This is a genomic window from Corynebacterium sp. HMSC075F02, from assembly GCF_001838335.1.
GTDB classification, from domain to species: domain Bacteria; phylum Actinomycetota; class Actinomycetes; order Mycobacteriales; family Mycobacteriaceae; genus Corynebacterium; species Corynebacterium jeikeium_D.
Genome location: NZ_KV836312.1, coordinates 1 through 16,074, shown reverse-complemented (window position 1 = coordinate 16,074; position 16,074 = coordinate 1). Strand labels below are relative to the sequence as shown.

At 60.0% G+C, this 16,074-nt stretch carries 13 protein-coding genes; 12 read left to right on the top strand and 1 reads right to left on the bottom strand.

Annotated elements, in window-relative coordinates; all coding sequences use genetic code 11:
* The 11 genes from murG to HMPREF2920_RS05765 all read left to right on the top strand — a co-directional run bounded on the left by murG (nt 1) and on the right by HMPREF2920_RS05765 (nt 14,089).
* Nucleotides 1–1,173 carry an undecaprenyldiphospho-muramoylpentapeptide beta-N-acetylglucosaminyltransferase gene (murG, locus tag HMPREF2920_RS05815; RefSeq protein WP_016422999.1) on the top strand — a complete coding sequence of 391 codons (1,173 nt, stop codon included), beginning with the start codon at nt 1–3 and terminating at the stop codon, nt 1,171–1,173.
* Between the two features lie 13 nt (nt 1,174–1,186).
* Entirely contained in the window at nt 1,187–2,680 is a 1,494-nt protein-coding gene (gene murC, locus HMPREF2920_RS05810; RefSeq protein ID WP_016422998.1) for a UDP-N-acetylmuramate--L-alanine ligase, read from the top strand.
* Nucleotides 2,681–2,684: 4 nt separating this feature from the next.
* A complete protein-coding gene (locus HMPREF2920_RS05805; RefSeq protein WP_016422997.1) occupies nt 2,685–3,461 on the top strand; it encodes a cell division protein FtsQ/DivIB in 777 nt (258 codons plus the stop codon).
* A gap of 268 nt (nt 3,462–3,729) precedes the next feature.
* Nucleotides 3,730–5,049 carry a cell division protein FtsZ gene (gene ftsZ / locus HMPREF2920_RS05800; protein WP_070854086.1) on the top strand — a complete coding sequence of 440 codons (1,320 nt, stop codon included), beginning with the start codon at nt 3,730–3,732 and terminating at the stop codon, nt 5,047–5,049.
* Between the two features lie 6 nt (nt 5,050–5,055).
* Complete coding sequence (gene pgeF / locus HMPREF2920_RS05795; RefSeq protein WP_070566020.1) at nt 5,056–5,778, top strand: peptidoglycan editing factor PgeF; 723 nt, start codon at nt 5,056–5,058, stop codon at nt 5,776–5,778.
* A gap of 122 nt (nt 5,779–5,900) precedes the next feature.
* Nucleotides 5,901–6,422 carry a cell division protein SepF gene (gene sepF / locus HMPREF2920_RS05790; RefSeq protein WP_048731168.1) on the top strand — a complete coding sequence of 174 codons (522 nt, stop codon included), beginning with the start codon at nt 5,901–5,903 and terminating at the stop codon, nt 6,420–6,422.
* A 63-nt stretch (nt 6,423–6,485) separates the two neighbouring features.
* Complete coding sequence (locus HMPREF2920_RS05785) at nt 6,486–6,785, top strand: YggT family protein (protein WP_016422993.1); 300 nt, start codon at nt 6,486–6,488, stop codon at nt 6,783–6,785.
* A gap of 398 nt (nt 6,786–7,183) precedes the next feature.
* The gene (locus tag HMPREF2920_RS05780; RefSeq protein ID WP_016422992.1) at nt 7,184–8,197 is read left to right on the top strand and encodes a DivIVA domain-containing protein; all 1,014 of its coding nucleotides are present in this window, start codon (nt 7,184–7,186) and stop codon (nt 8,195–8,197) included.
* A gap of 420 nt (nt 8,198–8,617) precedes the next feature.
* On the top strand, nt 8,618–11,878 hold the full coding sequence (gene ileS, locus HMPREF2920_RS05775; protein ID WP_083307867.1) for an isoleucine--tRNA ligase: 3,261 nt from the start codon (nt 8,618–8,620) through the stop codon (nt 11,876–11,878).
* A gap of 15 nt (nt 11,879–11,893) precedes the next feature.
* Nucleotides 11,894–13,360: a DNA polymerase IV gene (locus HMPREF2920_RS05770; RefSeq protein ID WP_070566022.1), complete on the top strand. Its 1,467-nt coding sequence runs from the start codon at nt 11,894–11,896 to the stop codon at nt 13,358–13,360.
* A gap of 66 nt (nt 13,361–13,426) precedes the next feature.
* A complete protein-coding gene (locus HMPREF2920_RS05765) occupies nt 13,427–14,089 on the top strand; it encodes a sugar O-acetyltransferase (protein WP_016422989.1) in 663 nt (220 codons plus the stop codon).
* A gap of 1 nt (nt 14,090) precedes the next feature.
* On the opposite strand, the gene HMPREF2920_RS05760 is transcribed toward HMPREF2920_RS05765, so the two are convergent.
* Nucleotides 14,091–15,068, bottom strand: coding sequence for an asparaginase (locus tag HMPREF2920_RS05760; protein WP_049170275.1), 978 nt, complete (start codon nt 15,066–15,068; stop codon nt 14,091–14,093).
* Nucleotides 15,069–15,168: 100 nt separating this feature from the next.
* On the opposite strand from HMPREF2920_RS05760, the gene HMPREF2920_RS05755 reads away from it, so the two are divergent.
* Complete coding sequence (locus HMPREF2920_RS05755; RefSeq protein WP_070600860.1) at nt 15,169–15,945, top strand: WKL family lipoprotein; 777 nt, start codon at nt 15,169–15,171, stop codon at nt 15,943–15,945.
* The last annotated feature ends 129 nt before the right edge of the window (nt 15,946–16,074 follow it).

Below are 16,074 nucleotides of genomic sequence, written 5' to 3'. Positions count from 1 at the left end.
ATGGCAGACAAGAATCTGGGCGCAGCCGCTGGGGCGAAAGGCGCTTCGGAGTCTGAGCAGTTTCTCAAGGAAGATGGCTCTGCTCCGACCATTGTGGTGGCCGGCGGTGGTACGGCTGGCCATATCGAACCTGCACTGGCAGTAGCGGATGCGATTTTGAAACTGCAGCCGGATGCCCGCGTCATTGCACTCGGTACGAATCGGGGGTTGGAGTCAACCCTCGTACCGGCGCGAGGCTATGACCTAGAGCTGATTCCGCCAGTGCCGGTGCCGCGCAAGCCGACTGCGGATTTGTTCAAGCTGCCTCTCAACGTCGCTCGTGCGGTGCGTGAGACCCGCAAGGTTTTCAAGCGCATTGACGCTGATGCGGTCATCGGCTTTGGTGGCTACGTATCGGCACCGGCCTACATGGCGTGCCGTGCGGGGAAGAAGATTCCGTTCCTGGTTCACGAGGCCAACGCCCGTGCGGGCCTGGCCAATAAGCTCGGTGTCGCACTCGGGGGCGTCGGTTTGGCTGCCGTGACTGGCTCTGGCCTGAAGGCCGAGGTTGTTGGCAATCCCGTGCGTGCCAGTCTCGCGGCGTTGGACCGCGACGCCAAGCGTGCCGAAGCCCGCGAGTTCTTCGGTTTACCGCAGGAGGGTCCGGTGCTCTTTGTCACCGGTGGTTCGCAGGGGGCACGTTCCATCAACGAAGCTGTTACCGGTGCAGCCGCAGAGCTCGCCAACGCCGGTGTATCTGTACTGCATGCCTACGGCAAGAAGAATCACGTCGAGGTCGAGGCTATCCGCGAGGACGCCCCCTATGTCGCTGTGCCGTACATCGACCGGATGGATCTGGCGTACTCCGCCGCCGACCTGATTTTGTGCCGTTCCGGTGCGATGACGGTGGCTGAAGTCTCAGCTGTCGGCTTGCCTGCGGTGTACGTTCCGCTGCCACACGGAAATGGGGAACAGGCGCTCAACGCCACCGATGTCATCGATGCTGGTGGCGGTATTCTCATCGCCGACGAGTCGCTGACTGCGGCATCAGTTTCGGATATCGTGATTCCGCTGGTCACGTCCCCAGAAAAGCTTGCCGACGGGCGCCGCGCCCTGGCCAACATTGGACATGGTAACGCTGCGGAGAACATCGCCCGTCGGGTGCTGTCTGCGGCTGTGAACTCTAAGAAGTAAAGCGAGCATAAACATGAACGTTAATTTCGATGACTTTCAGCCGGTAACGGGAGAGCTGCCCGCAAGTGTCCACATGATTGGCATTGGCGGTGCCGGTATGTCCGGTATCGCTCGCATCCTGTTGGCGCGTGGCATTCGTGTTACCGGTTCCGATGTCAAGGAGTCCCGCGCGGTGGTGGGACTACGTGCGATGGGAGCCACCATCGCCATTGGGCATGACCGTGCGAATCTCGAGCTTGCTGGCGAGGGAGAGCTGCCGGACGCAGTGGTCATTTCCTTCGCTGCTATCCCGAAGACGAATCCGGAGCTGGCCGGTGCACATGAGCTGGACATTCCGGTGCTCAAACGCTCCGATGTGTTAGCGCTGTTGATGCAGGACTCCAAGGCTCTCCTGATCGCCGGTACTCACGGCAAAACCTCGACTACATCGATGACCGTCGCCGCTTTGCAGGCAGCTGGTTTGGATCCGTCTTTTGCCGTTGGCGGTCTGATGAGCAAGGCCGGTGTCAATGCTCACCAGGGCAGTGGCGATGTCTTTGTTGCTGAGGCCGATGAGTCGGATGCCTCGTTGTTGACCTACCAGCCGGAAGTGGCCGTAATTACCAACATCGAGCCCGATCACCTTGACTTTTTCGGTGACGACGAGACCTACTACGCCGTCTTTGACGCTTTTGCAGAGCGCATTAAGGATGGCGGTCATCTGGTCATCTGTGCTGAGGATCCGCATGCGGCCGCATTGGGCGAGCGCGCGGTGGAGCGCGGCATTAACGTGCTGGCTTATGGTGGGGAAGAAGCCTTGGCTCAACACCCGACGCTGCCGGTCGGTGCCGTTTTGCACGGCTGGACTCCGGTCGGTGGTGGTGCCCGCGTGGAGGCCACTGTTGGCTCGACATCGGTGAGGTTTGAACTTCATCAGCCCGGCCGTCACATGGCGCTCAACGCGCTGGCTGCAATGGTCGGTGGCGACTGCGTCGGGGCAGATTTGGGGCGTATGGCGCGCGGTCTCGGTGAATTCACCGGTGTCCGTCGCCGCTTTGACTACCACGGCAGTATCGGCGAGGGGCCATTTGTTGGCGCTCGTATCTACGACGACTACGCGCATCACCCGACCGAGGTCTCCGCAGTTCTCGGCGCAGCTCGGGAGTTGGTCACCGAGGCCGGTCGTGGCAAGGTCATCGCTGTGTTCCAGCCTCACTTGTACTCGCGTACTCGCAACTTTGCCGACGAGTTCGCTGCCGCCCTGTCTCTGGCGGACAAGGCCGTATTGCTCGATGTCTTCGGCGCCCGCGAGGAGCCACTGCCGGGCGTCGACGGCGCGCTCATTGCCAACAAAATGACCATCCCTGTGACGTATGAGCCGCATTTCACCAGCGTCCCGGCTCGCGTTCGCGAAATCGCCGAACCGCACGACGTCATCCTGACCATCGGCGCTGGCTCTGTGACGATGCTTGCCGACGAAATCGTGCGCGAGCTCAGCGGAGACAACGACGAACAGGTGGAGTCGTAGCACTGTGAAAACCAGCCGAAAGCAATCTCAGCAGACCGACGGTGCAGGCCGGGGCGCAACAGCGTCGCGGCGTCGGCGTTCAGCGCGCGCCCCGCGACGCGGCTGGCTCGTCGGCGGTGGCCTGGTCGCGATTATCGCCATCGTTGCAGCGGTGGTGTGGTTTTCGCCGTGGCTGGTTGTGAAAAACATCGATGTTGAGGGCGTCGTCCACGGGGATAAAGACGCGATTGTCGAGGCCAGTGGTATCTCCGAGAATCAAAAGCTCATTCGCTTGGACACGGATGCCTCAGCGCGCTCCGTGGCGGGGCAGCCGTGGGTCGATAGCGTGACTGTCAGTCGTTCGTGGCCGCAGGGCGTGACTATTTCGGTACGAGAATTCACCCCGGTGGTGTTTGTCCGTGCCACTGACGGAGAGCATCTGTTTTCCGCAAATGGTCAGGAGTTCGTCACGGCAGCCCCGCCGGCGGGTGTCATCGAGGTTGTTGATGCACCTCGTGTGGATGAGCCAACAGACGGCAAAGTTGACCCCGAACCGCGCGTTATCAAGGCGGTTTTGAACGTCGTCAAGGCGTTGCCAGAGCCCGTTGCACACCGTGTGGAGCGGATTAGCGCTCCTTCCGAGGCAGAGATCAAGCTATTTCTGACCGATGGATACGAGGTGTACTTCGGGTCCTCGGATAATGCGGCAGAAAAGGCACGCGCGACGGAGATTGTGCTGAACCGTGGCGAGAAGATTTGGAATGTCTCCAACCCCCGACTACCCGCTGCTAAGGGAGAGTAGAGAATGGTGGTGTCTGGAGTGATTTCTGTGGCTAAACACTATCCCTCAAGTGCAGGTTTAAGGTAGCGACACGCGCTAAAAGGTCGCTGAATTATTTGCAGTTTTCGACCACAATGGGGTCAACAGCTTTTCGGCCATGATGCACTTCTTCCGTGCGGTGTCATGGAGAGCTGTACTGCCCGGCGGTGCCAATGCTGTCGTGCGGCCCATGTGCAACGTGGCTAGATGAAATTATTTAGGACCTATAGGAAAGGGCGAGAAACGCGCAATGACCTCCCCGAATAACTACCTCGCCGTTATCAAAGTCGTCGGTGTCGGCGGCGGTGGCGTCAATGCTGTCAACCGCATGATCGAGGAGGGGCTGAAGGGTGTCGAATTTATCGCAGTCAACACCGACTCGCAGGCCCTGATGTTCTCCGACGCTGATGTCAAGCTCGACATTGGGCGTGAGGCAACTCGTGGTCTGGGAGCTGGCGCTAACCCCGAGGTTGGCCGCACTTCCGCGGAAGACCACAAGGACGAGATTGAAGAGACCCTCAAGGGCGCCGACATGGTCTTCGTTACCGCAGGTGAGGGCGGTGGAACCGGTACCGGTGCAGCTCCGGTTGTCGCGAGCATCGCCAAGAAGTCCGGTGCCCTGACCGTCGGCGTGGTAACCAAGCCGTTCGACTTCGAGGGCAAGCGCCGTGCGCGCCAGGCCGCTGAGGGCATTGAAACCCTCAAGGAGGTCTGTGACACCCTTATCACCATTCCGAACCAGCGTCTGCTGCAGATTGGTGAGCAGGATCTGTCCATGATGGACGCGTTCCGCTTTGCCGACGAGATTCTTTACAACGGTGTCCAGGGTATTACTGACCTGATTACCATTCCGGGCATGATTAACGTCGACTTCGCCGACGTCCGCTCGGTAATGGCTGAGGCTGGCTCGGCTCTGATGGGCGTTGGCTCCGCACGCGGCGACGACCGTGTGATGAATGCCGCGACTCAGGCCATTAACTCCCCGCTGCTGGAGTCCACCATGGATGGTGCACAGGGTGTGCTTATTTCCGTCGCCGGTGGCTCCGATCTCGGCCTGATGGAGGTCAACGCCGCCGCGTCCATCGTGGAGGAAAAGGCTGATCCGGATGCCAACATCATCTTCGGTACCATTATCGACGACAACCTCGGTGACGAAGTTCGCGTCACTGTGATTGCTACCGGTTTTGAGCAGGGTAACGGCAACCCGCTGGACAAGCCAGCTGCAGGTGCCGCTGCACGTCCGGCTGCACAGGATGCCGAGGCGCGTCCGGCCGCTGAGCAGGCACCGCGACAGGGCAGCGCACTGCCGGGCGGTGACAACCTCGGCGCTCCGGCCCCGCGTGTGGAGGAAGAGCGCCCGGTCGCACAGCCGCGCGAGCGTGAGGATCGCGACCGCTTTGTCCCGCGCACCAACCCGAACAGCGGTGGTCTGTTCACCGATAACCCGACACCGCGTACGCAGGAAAACCGCAACTACCGTGGTGCTCACCGTTCCGAGGATCGCGATGACCGCGACGACCGTCGTGGCGGCTACCAGGCTTCCAGCGACCTGCCGGAGTGGGGCTTCTAAGAAATCATGACTGAATCCCGCCGCAGCCGAAAAATTCTGACGAATCGGCGCGGCGGGTTTTCGCTGCCACCATATGATTCCTTCAATCTTGGAGATCATGTCGGCGATGACCCGTCCGCAGTCGAACGCAACCGCCAGCGCTTGGCCGATTCTCTGGGAATCGACCGTGCCCGCTTCGTCTATATGGAGCAGCTTCACACCAACACGGTCACCGTCGTCAACGAACCACAAACTGAGCCTGTCCCGGCCACCGACGCCATCGTCACGACCACGCCGGGTCTCGCGCTGGTAGTACTCGTTGCCGATTGCGTTCCCGTCTTGCTTTCCGACGATCATGCGGGTGTCGCCGCTGCGGTACACGCGGGGCGAACCGGCGCTCGCAACGGAATCGTTCGTAAATCTGTCGAGAAGATGATTGAGCTCGGTGCCATGCCCGAGAATATCCATGTGCTTCTCGGTGCAGCGGCTTCTGGCCACAATTACGAGGTGCCTGAGTCGATGGCCGATGACGTCGATAAGCATTTACCCGGAGCGAAGACGCGAACGAAGCAGGGGACTGACGGTGTCGACGTGCGCGCCGGCCTGATGCGTCAGCTCTATGACCTCGGTGTACGGCATGTCAATGTCGAGTCCAGCTGCACTATTGAAAGTGAGCAGTACTTTTCCTACCGGCGGGAGGGGAAGACTGGCCGTCAGGCGGGCATCGTAATCCTGCCTGAGCAGGGCTAAGTTTCAAAGTTGTAATTTTGGCGCGCCAAATTTGCGCGTGTCTATGCGATATTGCCAACCCAGCCGGTAGGTTGTGGGTAGCACAGACTTAAATTCGCACACTAAGAAGGACGTAGCAGAAGATGGCTGATTTCTTCCGTGGGGTTTCAAATTTCTTCGGTCTTACCCCGACTGATGACGCGGCTTACGACGAGCACTACGACGAGTTTGACCGCCGTGACGAGGAGCGTTTTGATGACTCCTATGCCGACTCGCGTCGTGCGGAGCGCCACCGCTACGAGCTGCGCGAAGAGGCTCCACGTGAGACTGCAAGTGTGAACTCCCGCGAGGAGGACTACCGCTACGGCAACCTGCACTCCGTTGCTGAGACCAAGGAACCGGAGCAGGTCTTCATCAAGCCGGAAAGTGGTTTCCAGGACAAGTACTCCAAGGCTCCGGACATCGGTTCGCACTTCCGCGACGGTGACATTGTCACCTTCGATCTGAGTGAGCTTGACCCATCTGAGGCTAAGCGCTACGTCGACTTCGTTGCTGGACTGGTTTTCGGTTTGCGCGGTCGAATCAAGGCTGACGGCTCCGTGTTCACCCTGTACCCGCATGGCTGCGATGTCAACGAGGGCCAGTTCGACCGGATGTCCGGCTAGTCAGCCGGCTCGCATGGCTTGTTAGTGTTTCGTATTTCGATTAATTAGCTAGACTGTTTATTCGTGTCTTCACTACTGCTAGTTCTGCTAATCCTGCTGAAGCTTTTCACCTATCTGCTGTTGGCTCGCATTGTGATTGAAATGATTCAGTCATTTTCTCGCTCTTGGCGACCAGGCAGGGTGTTTTCGTCGATTGGCGAAGTTGTTTTTGTCATTACCGACCCGCCGGTGAAGCTGTTGCGCCGACTCATCCCGCCTATGCCGATGGGCAACGTGATGGTGGACATGTCTGTGCTTGTTTTGTTCTTCATCCTTATGATTCTGCGAATGGTGCTGCAGGTAGCTCTCGGCGCGGTGGTGTAAATATCGCTAACTGTTTGCTTGGGGTCCACAATGTGGATTTCGGTGGAGCTGTGTTGTTTTGACTGTCCCGAATGTGATGTTCTCGGGCATTGAATTGCTACCGGGGGTGTTAATCGGGGGCAATAATAGGAACCCGTTGGGGAATGTAATCCCCAATGGGTTTTTATTGTGTCGGGGGTAAAGTTCTGTGGCTAAAGGTGCAGGGTAAGGGCGAGGTTTAACGTTTTACTAGAACTTTGCCATTGGTTAGAACGTGGGGGATAGAGTCCTGCCCAAAATAAATGGGGTGAGGACTGTGACTAGAGCAGGTAGGATTGGCCGGGTAAACAGTACTACTGGAAATAATTCTCTTAAGATTTCTTAAGAACTGTCCGCTCAAAGTGTTAGGGGAACTCACCATGCCGTTGACTCCGGCTGATGTGCATAATGTGGCTTTCAGCAAGCCTCCGATTGGCAAGCGTGGTTACAACGAGGACGAGGTCGATCAGTTCCTCGACCTCGTAGAGGACGCACTGGGTGAGCTCCAGGATGAAAACGCTGAGCTGCGCCAGCGCGTTGAGGACCTTGAAGGTCAGCTAGAGCAGGGTGGCGGCGCAGACTACGCTGCTTCCGGTGCTGCCGCTGCGGCGCCGGCTGTCGATGAGGACAAGCTGCGCAAGGAAATTGAGCAGGAGCTGCGCGCTGAGTACAACGAGCGCCTGAGCGCTCAGCAGCAGGAGATTGAGGCTCACTACCAGGATCGTCTGGATGCTCTTGAGAAGCGTGCTTCTGAGGCAGAGGCTTCTGCACAGCAGGCTTCCTCCGCAGCTGCGGAGCAGCCGCAGGCAGTTGCAGCAAGCACCGGCACCGAGTCGCAGGAAGTTAGCCTCCGCGCTGCTCGTATCCTGCAGGCTGCTCAGGACACCGCTGATCGCGTCACCACTGACGCCGACGCTGAGGCCAACAAGCTTGTCACCGAGGCTCGTGAAAACGCTGACCGCACCGTGGCAGAGGCCAATGAAGAGGCCGAGCGCACTATCACCAACGCTCGCAATGAGGCAGAAGCAACTTTGGCTGATGCCAAGGAGCGCAGTGAGCAGCTGTTGGCTGATGCCCGCAACGAGTCTGAGTCGACCCTCACTGACGCTCGCCAGCGCAGCGAGCAGATGATCAGCGACGCAGACGCTCGCTCTAACGCCACCATCACCGCAGCGCAGCAGAAGGCAACCGCGCTGCAGGACGATGCAGAGCGCAAGCACCACGAGATCATGACCACCGTCAAGGAGCAGCAGACCGCTCTGGAGGGGCGCATCGAGGAGCTGCACATCTTCGAGCGCGAGTACCGCACCCGCCTGAAGACCTTCCTGGAGTCCCAGCTCGACGACCTGAACTCTCGCGAGTCGGCTGCCCCGGCCGACGGCTACAACAACTAATTACGTAGCCAACACGTAGAAAACTACCACGCTCGGCTCCCCAGAGAGGGGAGGCAGAGCGCGGTGGTTTTTGCTATCTTTCCCTGCGAACCAATCGCATTCTTTGTTCCGGTCAGGGTTGTAGTAGTTGCCTGAGACACTGCTATACTGACACCCATACGCGCAATGAGCCGGCCATCACCGGGGAGCGTTTCGGAAGAACAGTCCAGTAGAAAATGGGCCCAGTAGAACCGAACGGTTTGGCACCGTTACAAAGCCTTATTAAATAAGCGGGCTATCGCGTGAAACCGCATGGTTCTTGTTCGCAAGAACCGTCGTAAAGCGTGATGCCAAGCGGGGTGGTACCGCGCGAGACTCCTTTTCAGCGTCACCAGTAACAACGCTGAAGGGGCTAGGCATGCGTCCCCGTGGTGAGTATTAATGATGTTCGACCACGGAAGTGACGTAGAAACGGTGTCTAATTCGAACGATGTAAATGCCTCTGCTGAGGCCACTCCGGCAGGTGGCGCGTATCCGCGCACTGCTGACTTTGGTAAGTACACCTCCAGCCCGAAGTTTCCGGAACTGGAGGAAAAGGTTCTGGAGTACTGGGGCAAGGACAGCACTTTCCAGGCCTCTATCGATCAGCGTGATGGTGCTGACGAATACGTCTTTTATGATGGCCCGCCGTTCGCCAACGGTCTACCGCACTACGGTCACCTGCTGACCGGTTACGTCAAGGACATCGTCCCTCGTTACAAGACCATGCGTGGCTACCAGGTTGGTCGCGTCTTCGGCTGGGACTGCCACGGTCTTCCGGCTGAGCTGGAGGCAGAGAAGCAGCTCGGTATTAAGGACAAGGGCCAGATCGAGGAAATGGGTCTGGCTAACTTCAACAAGTACTGCGCTGAGTCGGTGTTGCGGTACGCGGGCGAGTGGAAGGAATATGTCACTCGTCAAGCGCGTTGGGTTGATTTCGACGGCGGATACAAGACCATGGACATGAGTTACATGGAGTCCGTGATTTGGGCCTTCAAGGAGCTCTACAACAAGGGCCTGGTCTACCAGGGATTCCGCGTGCTGCCGTACTCCTGGGCAGAGCACACCCCGCTGTCCAACCAGGAGACCCGCCTGGATGATTCCTACAAGATGCGGCAGGACCCGACCCTGACCGTGACCTTCCCGTTCACCGGCGCCAAGGCGGGCTCGGCAGCGGAGAAGACGCTGGTGGACAACCCGGTGCTCGCTGACACTGCGGCTATCGCTTGGACCACCACGCCGTGGACGCTGCCGTCCAACCTTGGTCTGGCCGTGAACCCGAAGGTCACCTACGCCGTAGTTAAGGTCGGCGAGGATTCCTCCGTGCCGGAGTTTGCAGGTAAGACCTTCCTGCTGGCAGAAGCACTGATTGGTGCCTACGCCAAGGAATTGGGCAAGGAACACGAGGTCGTGGCTACCTTCGCTGGTGCTGACCTGGAAGGCCTGACCTATCAGCCGATCTTCGACTACTTCGCAGATCACCTGAACGCTTTCCAGATTATGGTGGCGGACTATGTCACCACCGAGGACGGTACTGGTGTGGTCCACCAGGCGCCGGCCTTCGGTGAAGACGATATGAACACCTGTAATGAATACGGCATTGATGTCATCATTCCGGTGGACATGGACGGTAAGTTCACTTCGCAGGTGCCGGAGTACCAGGGCAAGTTGGTCTTTGACGCCAATAAGGACATCATCCGTGACCTGAAGGCCGCTGGCCGCGTCGTCCAGCACCGCACCATCGAGCACTCCTACCCGCACTCCTGGCGTTCGGGCGAGCCGCTGATCTACATGGCACTGCCGAGCTGGTTTGTGTCCGTTACCAAGATCCGCGAGCGCATGGTGGAGCTCAACCACAACGAGATTGAGTGGATGCCGGAGCACGTCCGCGACGGTCAGTTCGGCAAGTGGCTCGAGGGCGCACGTGACTGGAACATCTCCCGTACCCGCTACTGGGGATCGCCTATTCCGGTGTGGGTTTCCGACAACGACGAGTACCCGCGTGTCGACGTCTACGGTTCCCTCGATGAGCTGGAGGCGGACTTCGGCGTTCGCCCGACCACACTGCACCGCCCGGAGATTGACGAGCTGGTTCGCCCGAACCCGGACGACCCGACCGGTAAGTCCATGATGCGCCGCGTCCCGGATGTCCTGGATGTCTGGTTCGACTCCGGTTCCATGCCGTTTGCGCAGTTCCACTACCCGTTCGAGAACAAGGAGTGGTTCGAGTCCCACGCACCGGCCGACTTCATTGTGGAATACATCGGCCAGTCCCGCGGCTGGTTCTACCTGCTTCACGTCCTGTCGGTTGCACTGTTCGACCGCCCGGCGTTCAAGAAGGTCGTCGCCCACGGCATCGTGTTGGGCGATGACGGCAACAAGATGAGTAAGTCCAAGCGCAACTACCCGGACGTCAACGAGGTCTTCGACCGCGACGGCTCCGACGCTATGCGCTGGTTCCTCATGTCCAGCCCGATTCTGCGCGGCGGCAACCTGATTGTCACCGAGCAGGGCATTCGCGAGGGCGTGCGCCAGGCGCTGCTCCCGATGTGGAACGCATACTCGTTCCTGCAGCTCTACGCTTCCAAACCGGCCGAGTGGTCGGTGGACTCCGACAACATCCTGGACAAGTACATCCTGGCCAAGCTTGCAGCAACCGTCCGTGCTGTTACTGAGTGCCTGGACAACACTGACATTGCTTCTGCCACCGATGAGGTCCGTCAGTTCTGTGACGCACTGACCAACTGGTACGTGCGCCGCTCCCGCGACCGCTTCTGGGCCGGCGATGTCAAGCACCCAGAGGCCTTCAATACCTTGTACACGGTGCTGGAGGTTCTCACCCGCGTGGCTGCTCCGCTGCTGCCGATGGCCACCGAGGTCATCTGGCGCTCGCTCACTGGCGGCCGCTCGGTGCACCTGGAGGATTGGCCGAACGTCGACAAGCTGCCGACCGATGACGAACTCGTTGAGTCCATGGACATTGTCCGCAATGTCTGCTCGGCAACATCGCGCATCCGCAAGGCCAACCAGCTGCGTAACCGCCTGCCGCTGAAGAAGCTGACCCTGGCATTCCCGGATGCCGAGCGTCTGCGTGAGTACACCGACATCGTTTCCTCCGAGGTCAACGTCGACAAGGTGGAGTTCACCTCCGACGTGGACTCGGTGGGACGATTCGAGGTCTCCGTCAACGCTCGCGTGGCCGGTCCGCGCCTGGGTAAGGACGTCCAGAAGGTCATTAAGGCTGTGAAGTCTGGCAACTATGAGGTTGTCGACGGCACGGTTGTCGCCGATGGTATTCCGCTGCAGGAGGGCGAGTACACCCGCAACCTGGTCGCGATCTCGCCAGATTCCACCGCTGAGGTCGACGGTGTCAATGGTCTGGTCGTGCTCGACACTGAGCTCGACGAAGATCTGGAGTCCCGCGGTTGGGCCGCTGACCGCATCCGTGGTCTGCAGGATGCCCGCAAGAACGCTGGCCTTGAGGTCACCGACCGCATTTCGGTGAAGCTGCAGGTCCCGGCCGAGCGTGAGGAGTGGGCCAACCGCCACGCTGACCTCATCGCCCGGGAAGTTCTCGCAACCGCTTTCGAGGTCGTCGCTGGCGGAGAGTCGCTGAGCTACGACGTGGCGGACGGCTGCTCGGCGGATATTGCCAAGCAGTAGGGGAGAGTAATCTCTATGCCGACTTCCGGGCGGTGGGTTCTGCACATCGACATGGACGCGTTCTTCGCGTCCGTCGAGCAGCTCACTCGCCCGACTCTGCGCGGGCGGCCAGTTCTCGTCGGCGGACTGGGCGGTCGAGGTGTGGTCGCCGGTGCCTCCTATGAGGCCCGCGCGTACGGCGCACACTCGGCTATGCCGATGGCTCGCGCACGTCGTCTCATGCCACCGACCGCCGTGACGGTCAGCGCGCGCAAGGGCATCTACGGGCCGGTGTCGCGCCGCGTGTTCTCTGTAATCCGCGAGCGCGTGCCCGTGGTCGAGCAGCTCAGCGTCGACGAGGCTTTCATGGAACCCGAAGAGCTTCAGGGAGCCTCGAAGGAGCAGGTCATTGCCTGGGCGGAGCAACTGCGGGCAGATATCCGGCGGGAGACCGGCTTGGCCTCGTCGATAGGCGCGGGCGCGGGCAAGCAGTTCGCGAAAATTGCGTCAGGCCTGGCGAAACCCGATGGCGTGTACGTGCTGGACCCCGCACGCAATCACGAGCTTCTACACCCATTGCCGGTAGAGAAGCTCTGGGGCATCGGCCCTGTCACCGCTGCAAAATTGCACACGCTGGGTGTGGAGACGATCGGTGATTTTGCCGCCATGTCCCAGCGTGATGTCGAGGTTTCGCTGACATCCAAAACCGGTGTAATGCTGTGGCAGCTGGCGCAGGGGACGGACGATCGGCCGGTTAAGGAGCGCGATGTCGCCAAGTCTGTATCGGCGGAGTACACCTATCCTGAGGATTTGGAGTCGCAGGCCCAGCTCCACGCCGCCGTCGATCGCGCAGGTGAGTCCGCATTTCGACGGCTCAAAAAAGATGGCCGTGGTGCTCGCACCATCACTTGCAAGGTGCGTCTGTCTGACCTGAGCATCCATACCCGATCTGAGACGCTCGCCTACGCCACACAGGATTTCGACACCCTCATGGCGGTGGCGCACCGAATCGCGTTCACGCCCGCGGAGGTCGGCCCAGTGCGACTGGTGGGCGTCGGTTTCTCCGGGCTGGATTCGCACATACAAGAAGTCCTGTTTCCTGAGCTCGACCGCGCTATCACCGTCGAAGATCGAGTACCAGCACCTGCGCTTTCCGACGCTCCCGCCGGCCTGGTCGAGCTATCTGGAACCGGTGCGTTGCCGACCGTTCGGCTTTCCGACTCCAAGTGGGCACCCACCTCGGACGTACACCACAGCGAGTATGGACATGGTTGGGTGCAGGGTTCGGGGCACGGGATTGTGACTGTCCGCTTTGAAAGCCGCACCAGTGGCCCCGGGCGCATGATTACGTTGAAGGAAGACGACCCGGAGCTGCGTCCGTGCTCCGCGGTGTGCAGTTTGGACTGGCCGGAGTGGCTGGCATCCGACGAAGCAGCAGCTCTCGACTTGCCGCAACCTGAGCGGGAAAGCGAAGACGATCTCGGCCCCGACGCGGATGCTTGATATGGCTGACTGCCTCAGTGCCGTTCGCGGCTCTCTGTTTATGCGCTGTCCGTAAACTGGGGCACTATGACTACCGCATCCCGCATTGCAGAGCTCGAGGCAGCTCGCCGCGCCTCGTTGCGCAACACCGATCGAGATCCGAATCCGTCGACCACACTTCCCGACGACGGTCTGGATAACCGCCAGCGCATGCTGAACGGTCAGTGGTATATCGCCGATCATCCGGAATCACAGGCTCTGAACGTGCGAATTGGCCAGGTGGCCGCTGAATTTGAGGTCGCATTCCGCGAAGACCAGCAGGCAGCACAGCAAGTGCTAGCACCGGCACTGGGGTCTTTCGGAGAGAGCAGCACCGTTCGCCCGCCGATCTACCTGGACTACGGCGATAACATCCACATCGGCGACAACGTTTTCATCAACTTTGGGCTCACCGCACTTGACGTGGTGAAGGTGACAATCTGCGACTATGCGCAGCTCGGGCCCAACGTACAGCTGCTTCCACCAGTACACCCACTGGGAGCTGAGGCCCGCGCCGCTTATCTAGAGTCTGGAGATGAAATCATCATCGGACGCAATGCCTGGATCGGTGGCGGAGCCATCATCCTGGGCGGTGTTCACGTCGGCGACAATTCTGTGGTCGCCGCGGGTGCCGTGGTGACTAAGGACGTTCCCGCGGGCGTAGTTGTGGCTGGAAACCCGGCGAAAATCATCCGCATCATCGAGGCGTGAATTAGAACAGCGTCTGCGGATGCACATTCGCAGCCAGCGCGGCGGCGAGAATGATGCGCGCCTGCGGTGCATGCACGCAACCAGCGCTAATCACACCGTGCCGAGCCAGCGTCGCACCGCCACCGGCACCGCCGTAGGCGGCGTGGACATCACCGCGCGGAACGCGCGTTGCCATCACGACGGTCACATCAGCCGCAATGGCCCGGTCAATGGCAGCGGCAAACTCATCGGAGACATTGCCCGACCCCAGGCCCTCTACGACAATGCCGCGTGCACCGGCGGCGACTGCCGAATCTAGCAGTGATCCATCTGCACCCAAGTAGGCGGGGATAATCTCTACCTTCGAGCCCGCCAAAGCCGCCAGAGGCAGCGGATCTGGACGAACCGGCTCCTCCGGTGCATTAGTGGCAAAAGCCAAAGGATCGGTTGTGTGCCACTTCGTCGCACCTCGTACCGGCAAGACTGCGTGGCCAAAGACAATAAGAACGCCAATTCCCTGCGCAGAGGCATCGGAAGCAATGGTCACGGCCTCAAAGAGGTTCCCCGGTCCGTCGGTTTCCGGATGATCATAGGGAAGTTGTGCACCAGTAAAGACAACCGGACGCGAGTCAGCATGGAAAATATCGGCAGCCATGGCCGTTTCCTCCATCGTGTCCGTGCCATGAGTTACGACGACACCGTCCACGGAGTCGTCGTCAAGCACTTCGTGAATAGTGGCGAGAATACGGTCAACGTCGGTGAACGCGAGATTCGACGAGTCCAGCATCCCGAGCTCACGAACCTCCAGCTCTAACATGCCCTCTGGATAACGCTGCGCGACCGCTGCGACAAGCTCCGTGCCCGAGATGGTCGGGGTTAGCGCACCGCTGCGATCTGTGGTGCAGGCGATGGTGCCGCCGGTGGTGATGACAACGATTCGGCGAGGGGAGGCCGTGCTAGACGAGGTCGAGCTAGCCGGGGAATGATCCTGAGTCGACATGTCCACCATCTTACCCAGGCGATGTTTTGGCCTTGTGTAGGATTATGGAAGGCGTGAAGCCAGCGAATCTTCATGCAGATTTTATTGGAGTAGTGCACATATGAAAGTCCCCTGCAACCAGCGCGTTAGCGGAATGCGTTGGCGCACAGCGCGTGGTGTGACAGTAGCGGCGATGGTCTCGGTCAGCGCACTTGGGCTAGCTGCCTGCGGTGGTGGCAATACTGCAGCGCCGACGACTGAATCGAAGACATCCAGCTCGGCGGAACCAGTCATCATGCTGCCGACGCGCGCAGAGCTTAACGACGTCCTCGCACGCCTTATTAACCCCGATTTACCTATCGAGGAAAAGGCGCTGACCATCGAGGACGGAGATACTGCCGGCGATTTCTTCGACATTGTCACCAATAGTGCCAATGAGCAGGAAATTAGCTTTGATGTCATTGATCCGATCACGCCCGGCTTCACGACGAAGCAGGCCGTAGCCGGCGTCAATATCCTCCGCCCGGAGGAAGATCCGATGCTCGTGGATCAGGTGGACTTCATTTACAGGGATGGCCGTTGGATGCTGAGCAAGGAATGGGCCTGCAACCTGGCATCGACGCTTGATCCGGAGCACAAGCCTGGGTTCTGCCTCGCGCCGGGCGAAACCCCTCCGCCGCCACCTGAGCCGGAGGAAGAAGCCCCAGTTGAAGAGGCTCCGGTTGAGGAGGCCCCAGCACCGGTCGAGGAGCCAGCCCCGGCTCCGGTGCCCGAACCACCCGCTGAGGAAGTTCCGCCTCCTGCACCTGAACCGCCGGCTGAGGAGGTCCCGCCTCCTGCGCCGGCCCCGGCTCCGGCTCCGGCGGAGGACGCGCCTCCTCCGCCTCCACCGGCTTAGGTGCCGTTGGCCCAGACATCACAGCCTAGCCCGGTCGGGTGCACTGGGCAGACAAAAGAAAGTGTCTAGGTTTATGACAGTTCCGCCCATTTTTTGGGTTAAGTAGCAAAAAGTGTGTCCGCTCGGCGT

Coding starts and splice junctions, on each gene's coding strand:
- HMPREF2920_RS05760 (WP_049170275.1), bottom strand. CDS start 15,068: ATGTCGACTCAGGATCATTCCCCGGCTAGCTCGACCTCGTCTAGCACG.
- HMPREF2920_RS05770 (WP_070566022.1), top strand. CDS start 11,894: ATGCCGACTTCCGGGCGGTGGGTTCTGCACATCGACATGGACGCGTTC.
- HMPREF2920_RS05780 (WP_016422992.1), top strand. CDS start 7,184: ATGCCGTTGACTCCGGCTGATGTGCATAATGTGGCTTTCAGCAAGCCT.
- HMPREF2920_RS05755 (WP_070600860.1), top strand. CDS start 15,169: ATGAAAGTCCCCTGCAACCAGCGCGTTAGCGGAATGCGTTGGCGCACA.
- pgeF (WP_070566020.1), top strand. CDS start 5,056: ATGACTGAATCCCGCCGCAGCCGAAAAATTCTGACGAATCGGCGCGGC.
- ileS (WP_083307867.1), top strand. CDS start 8,618: ATGATGTTCGACCACGGAAGTGACGTAGAAACGGTGTCTAATTCGAAC.
- ftsZ (WP_070854086.1), top strand. CDS start 3,730: ATGACCTCCCCGAATAACTACCTCGCCGTTATCAAAGTCGTCGGTGTC.
- murG (WP_016422999.1), top strand. CDS start 1: ATGGCAGACAAGAATCTGGGCGCAGCCGCTGGGGCGAAAGGCGCTTCG.
- sepF (WP_048731168.1), top strand. CDS start 5,901: ATGGCTGATTTCTTCCGTGGGGTTTCAAATTTCTTCGGTCTTACCCCG.
- HMPREF2920_RS05765 (WP_016422989.1), top strand. CDS start 13,427: ATGACTACCGCATCCCGCATTGCAGAGCTCGAGGCAGCTCGCCGCGCC.
- murC (WP_016422998.1), top strand. CDS start 1,187: ATGAACGTTAATTTCGATGACTTTCAGCCGGTAACGGGAGAGCTGCCC.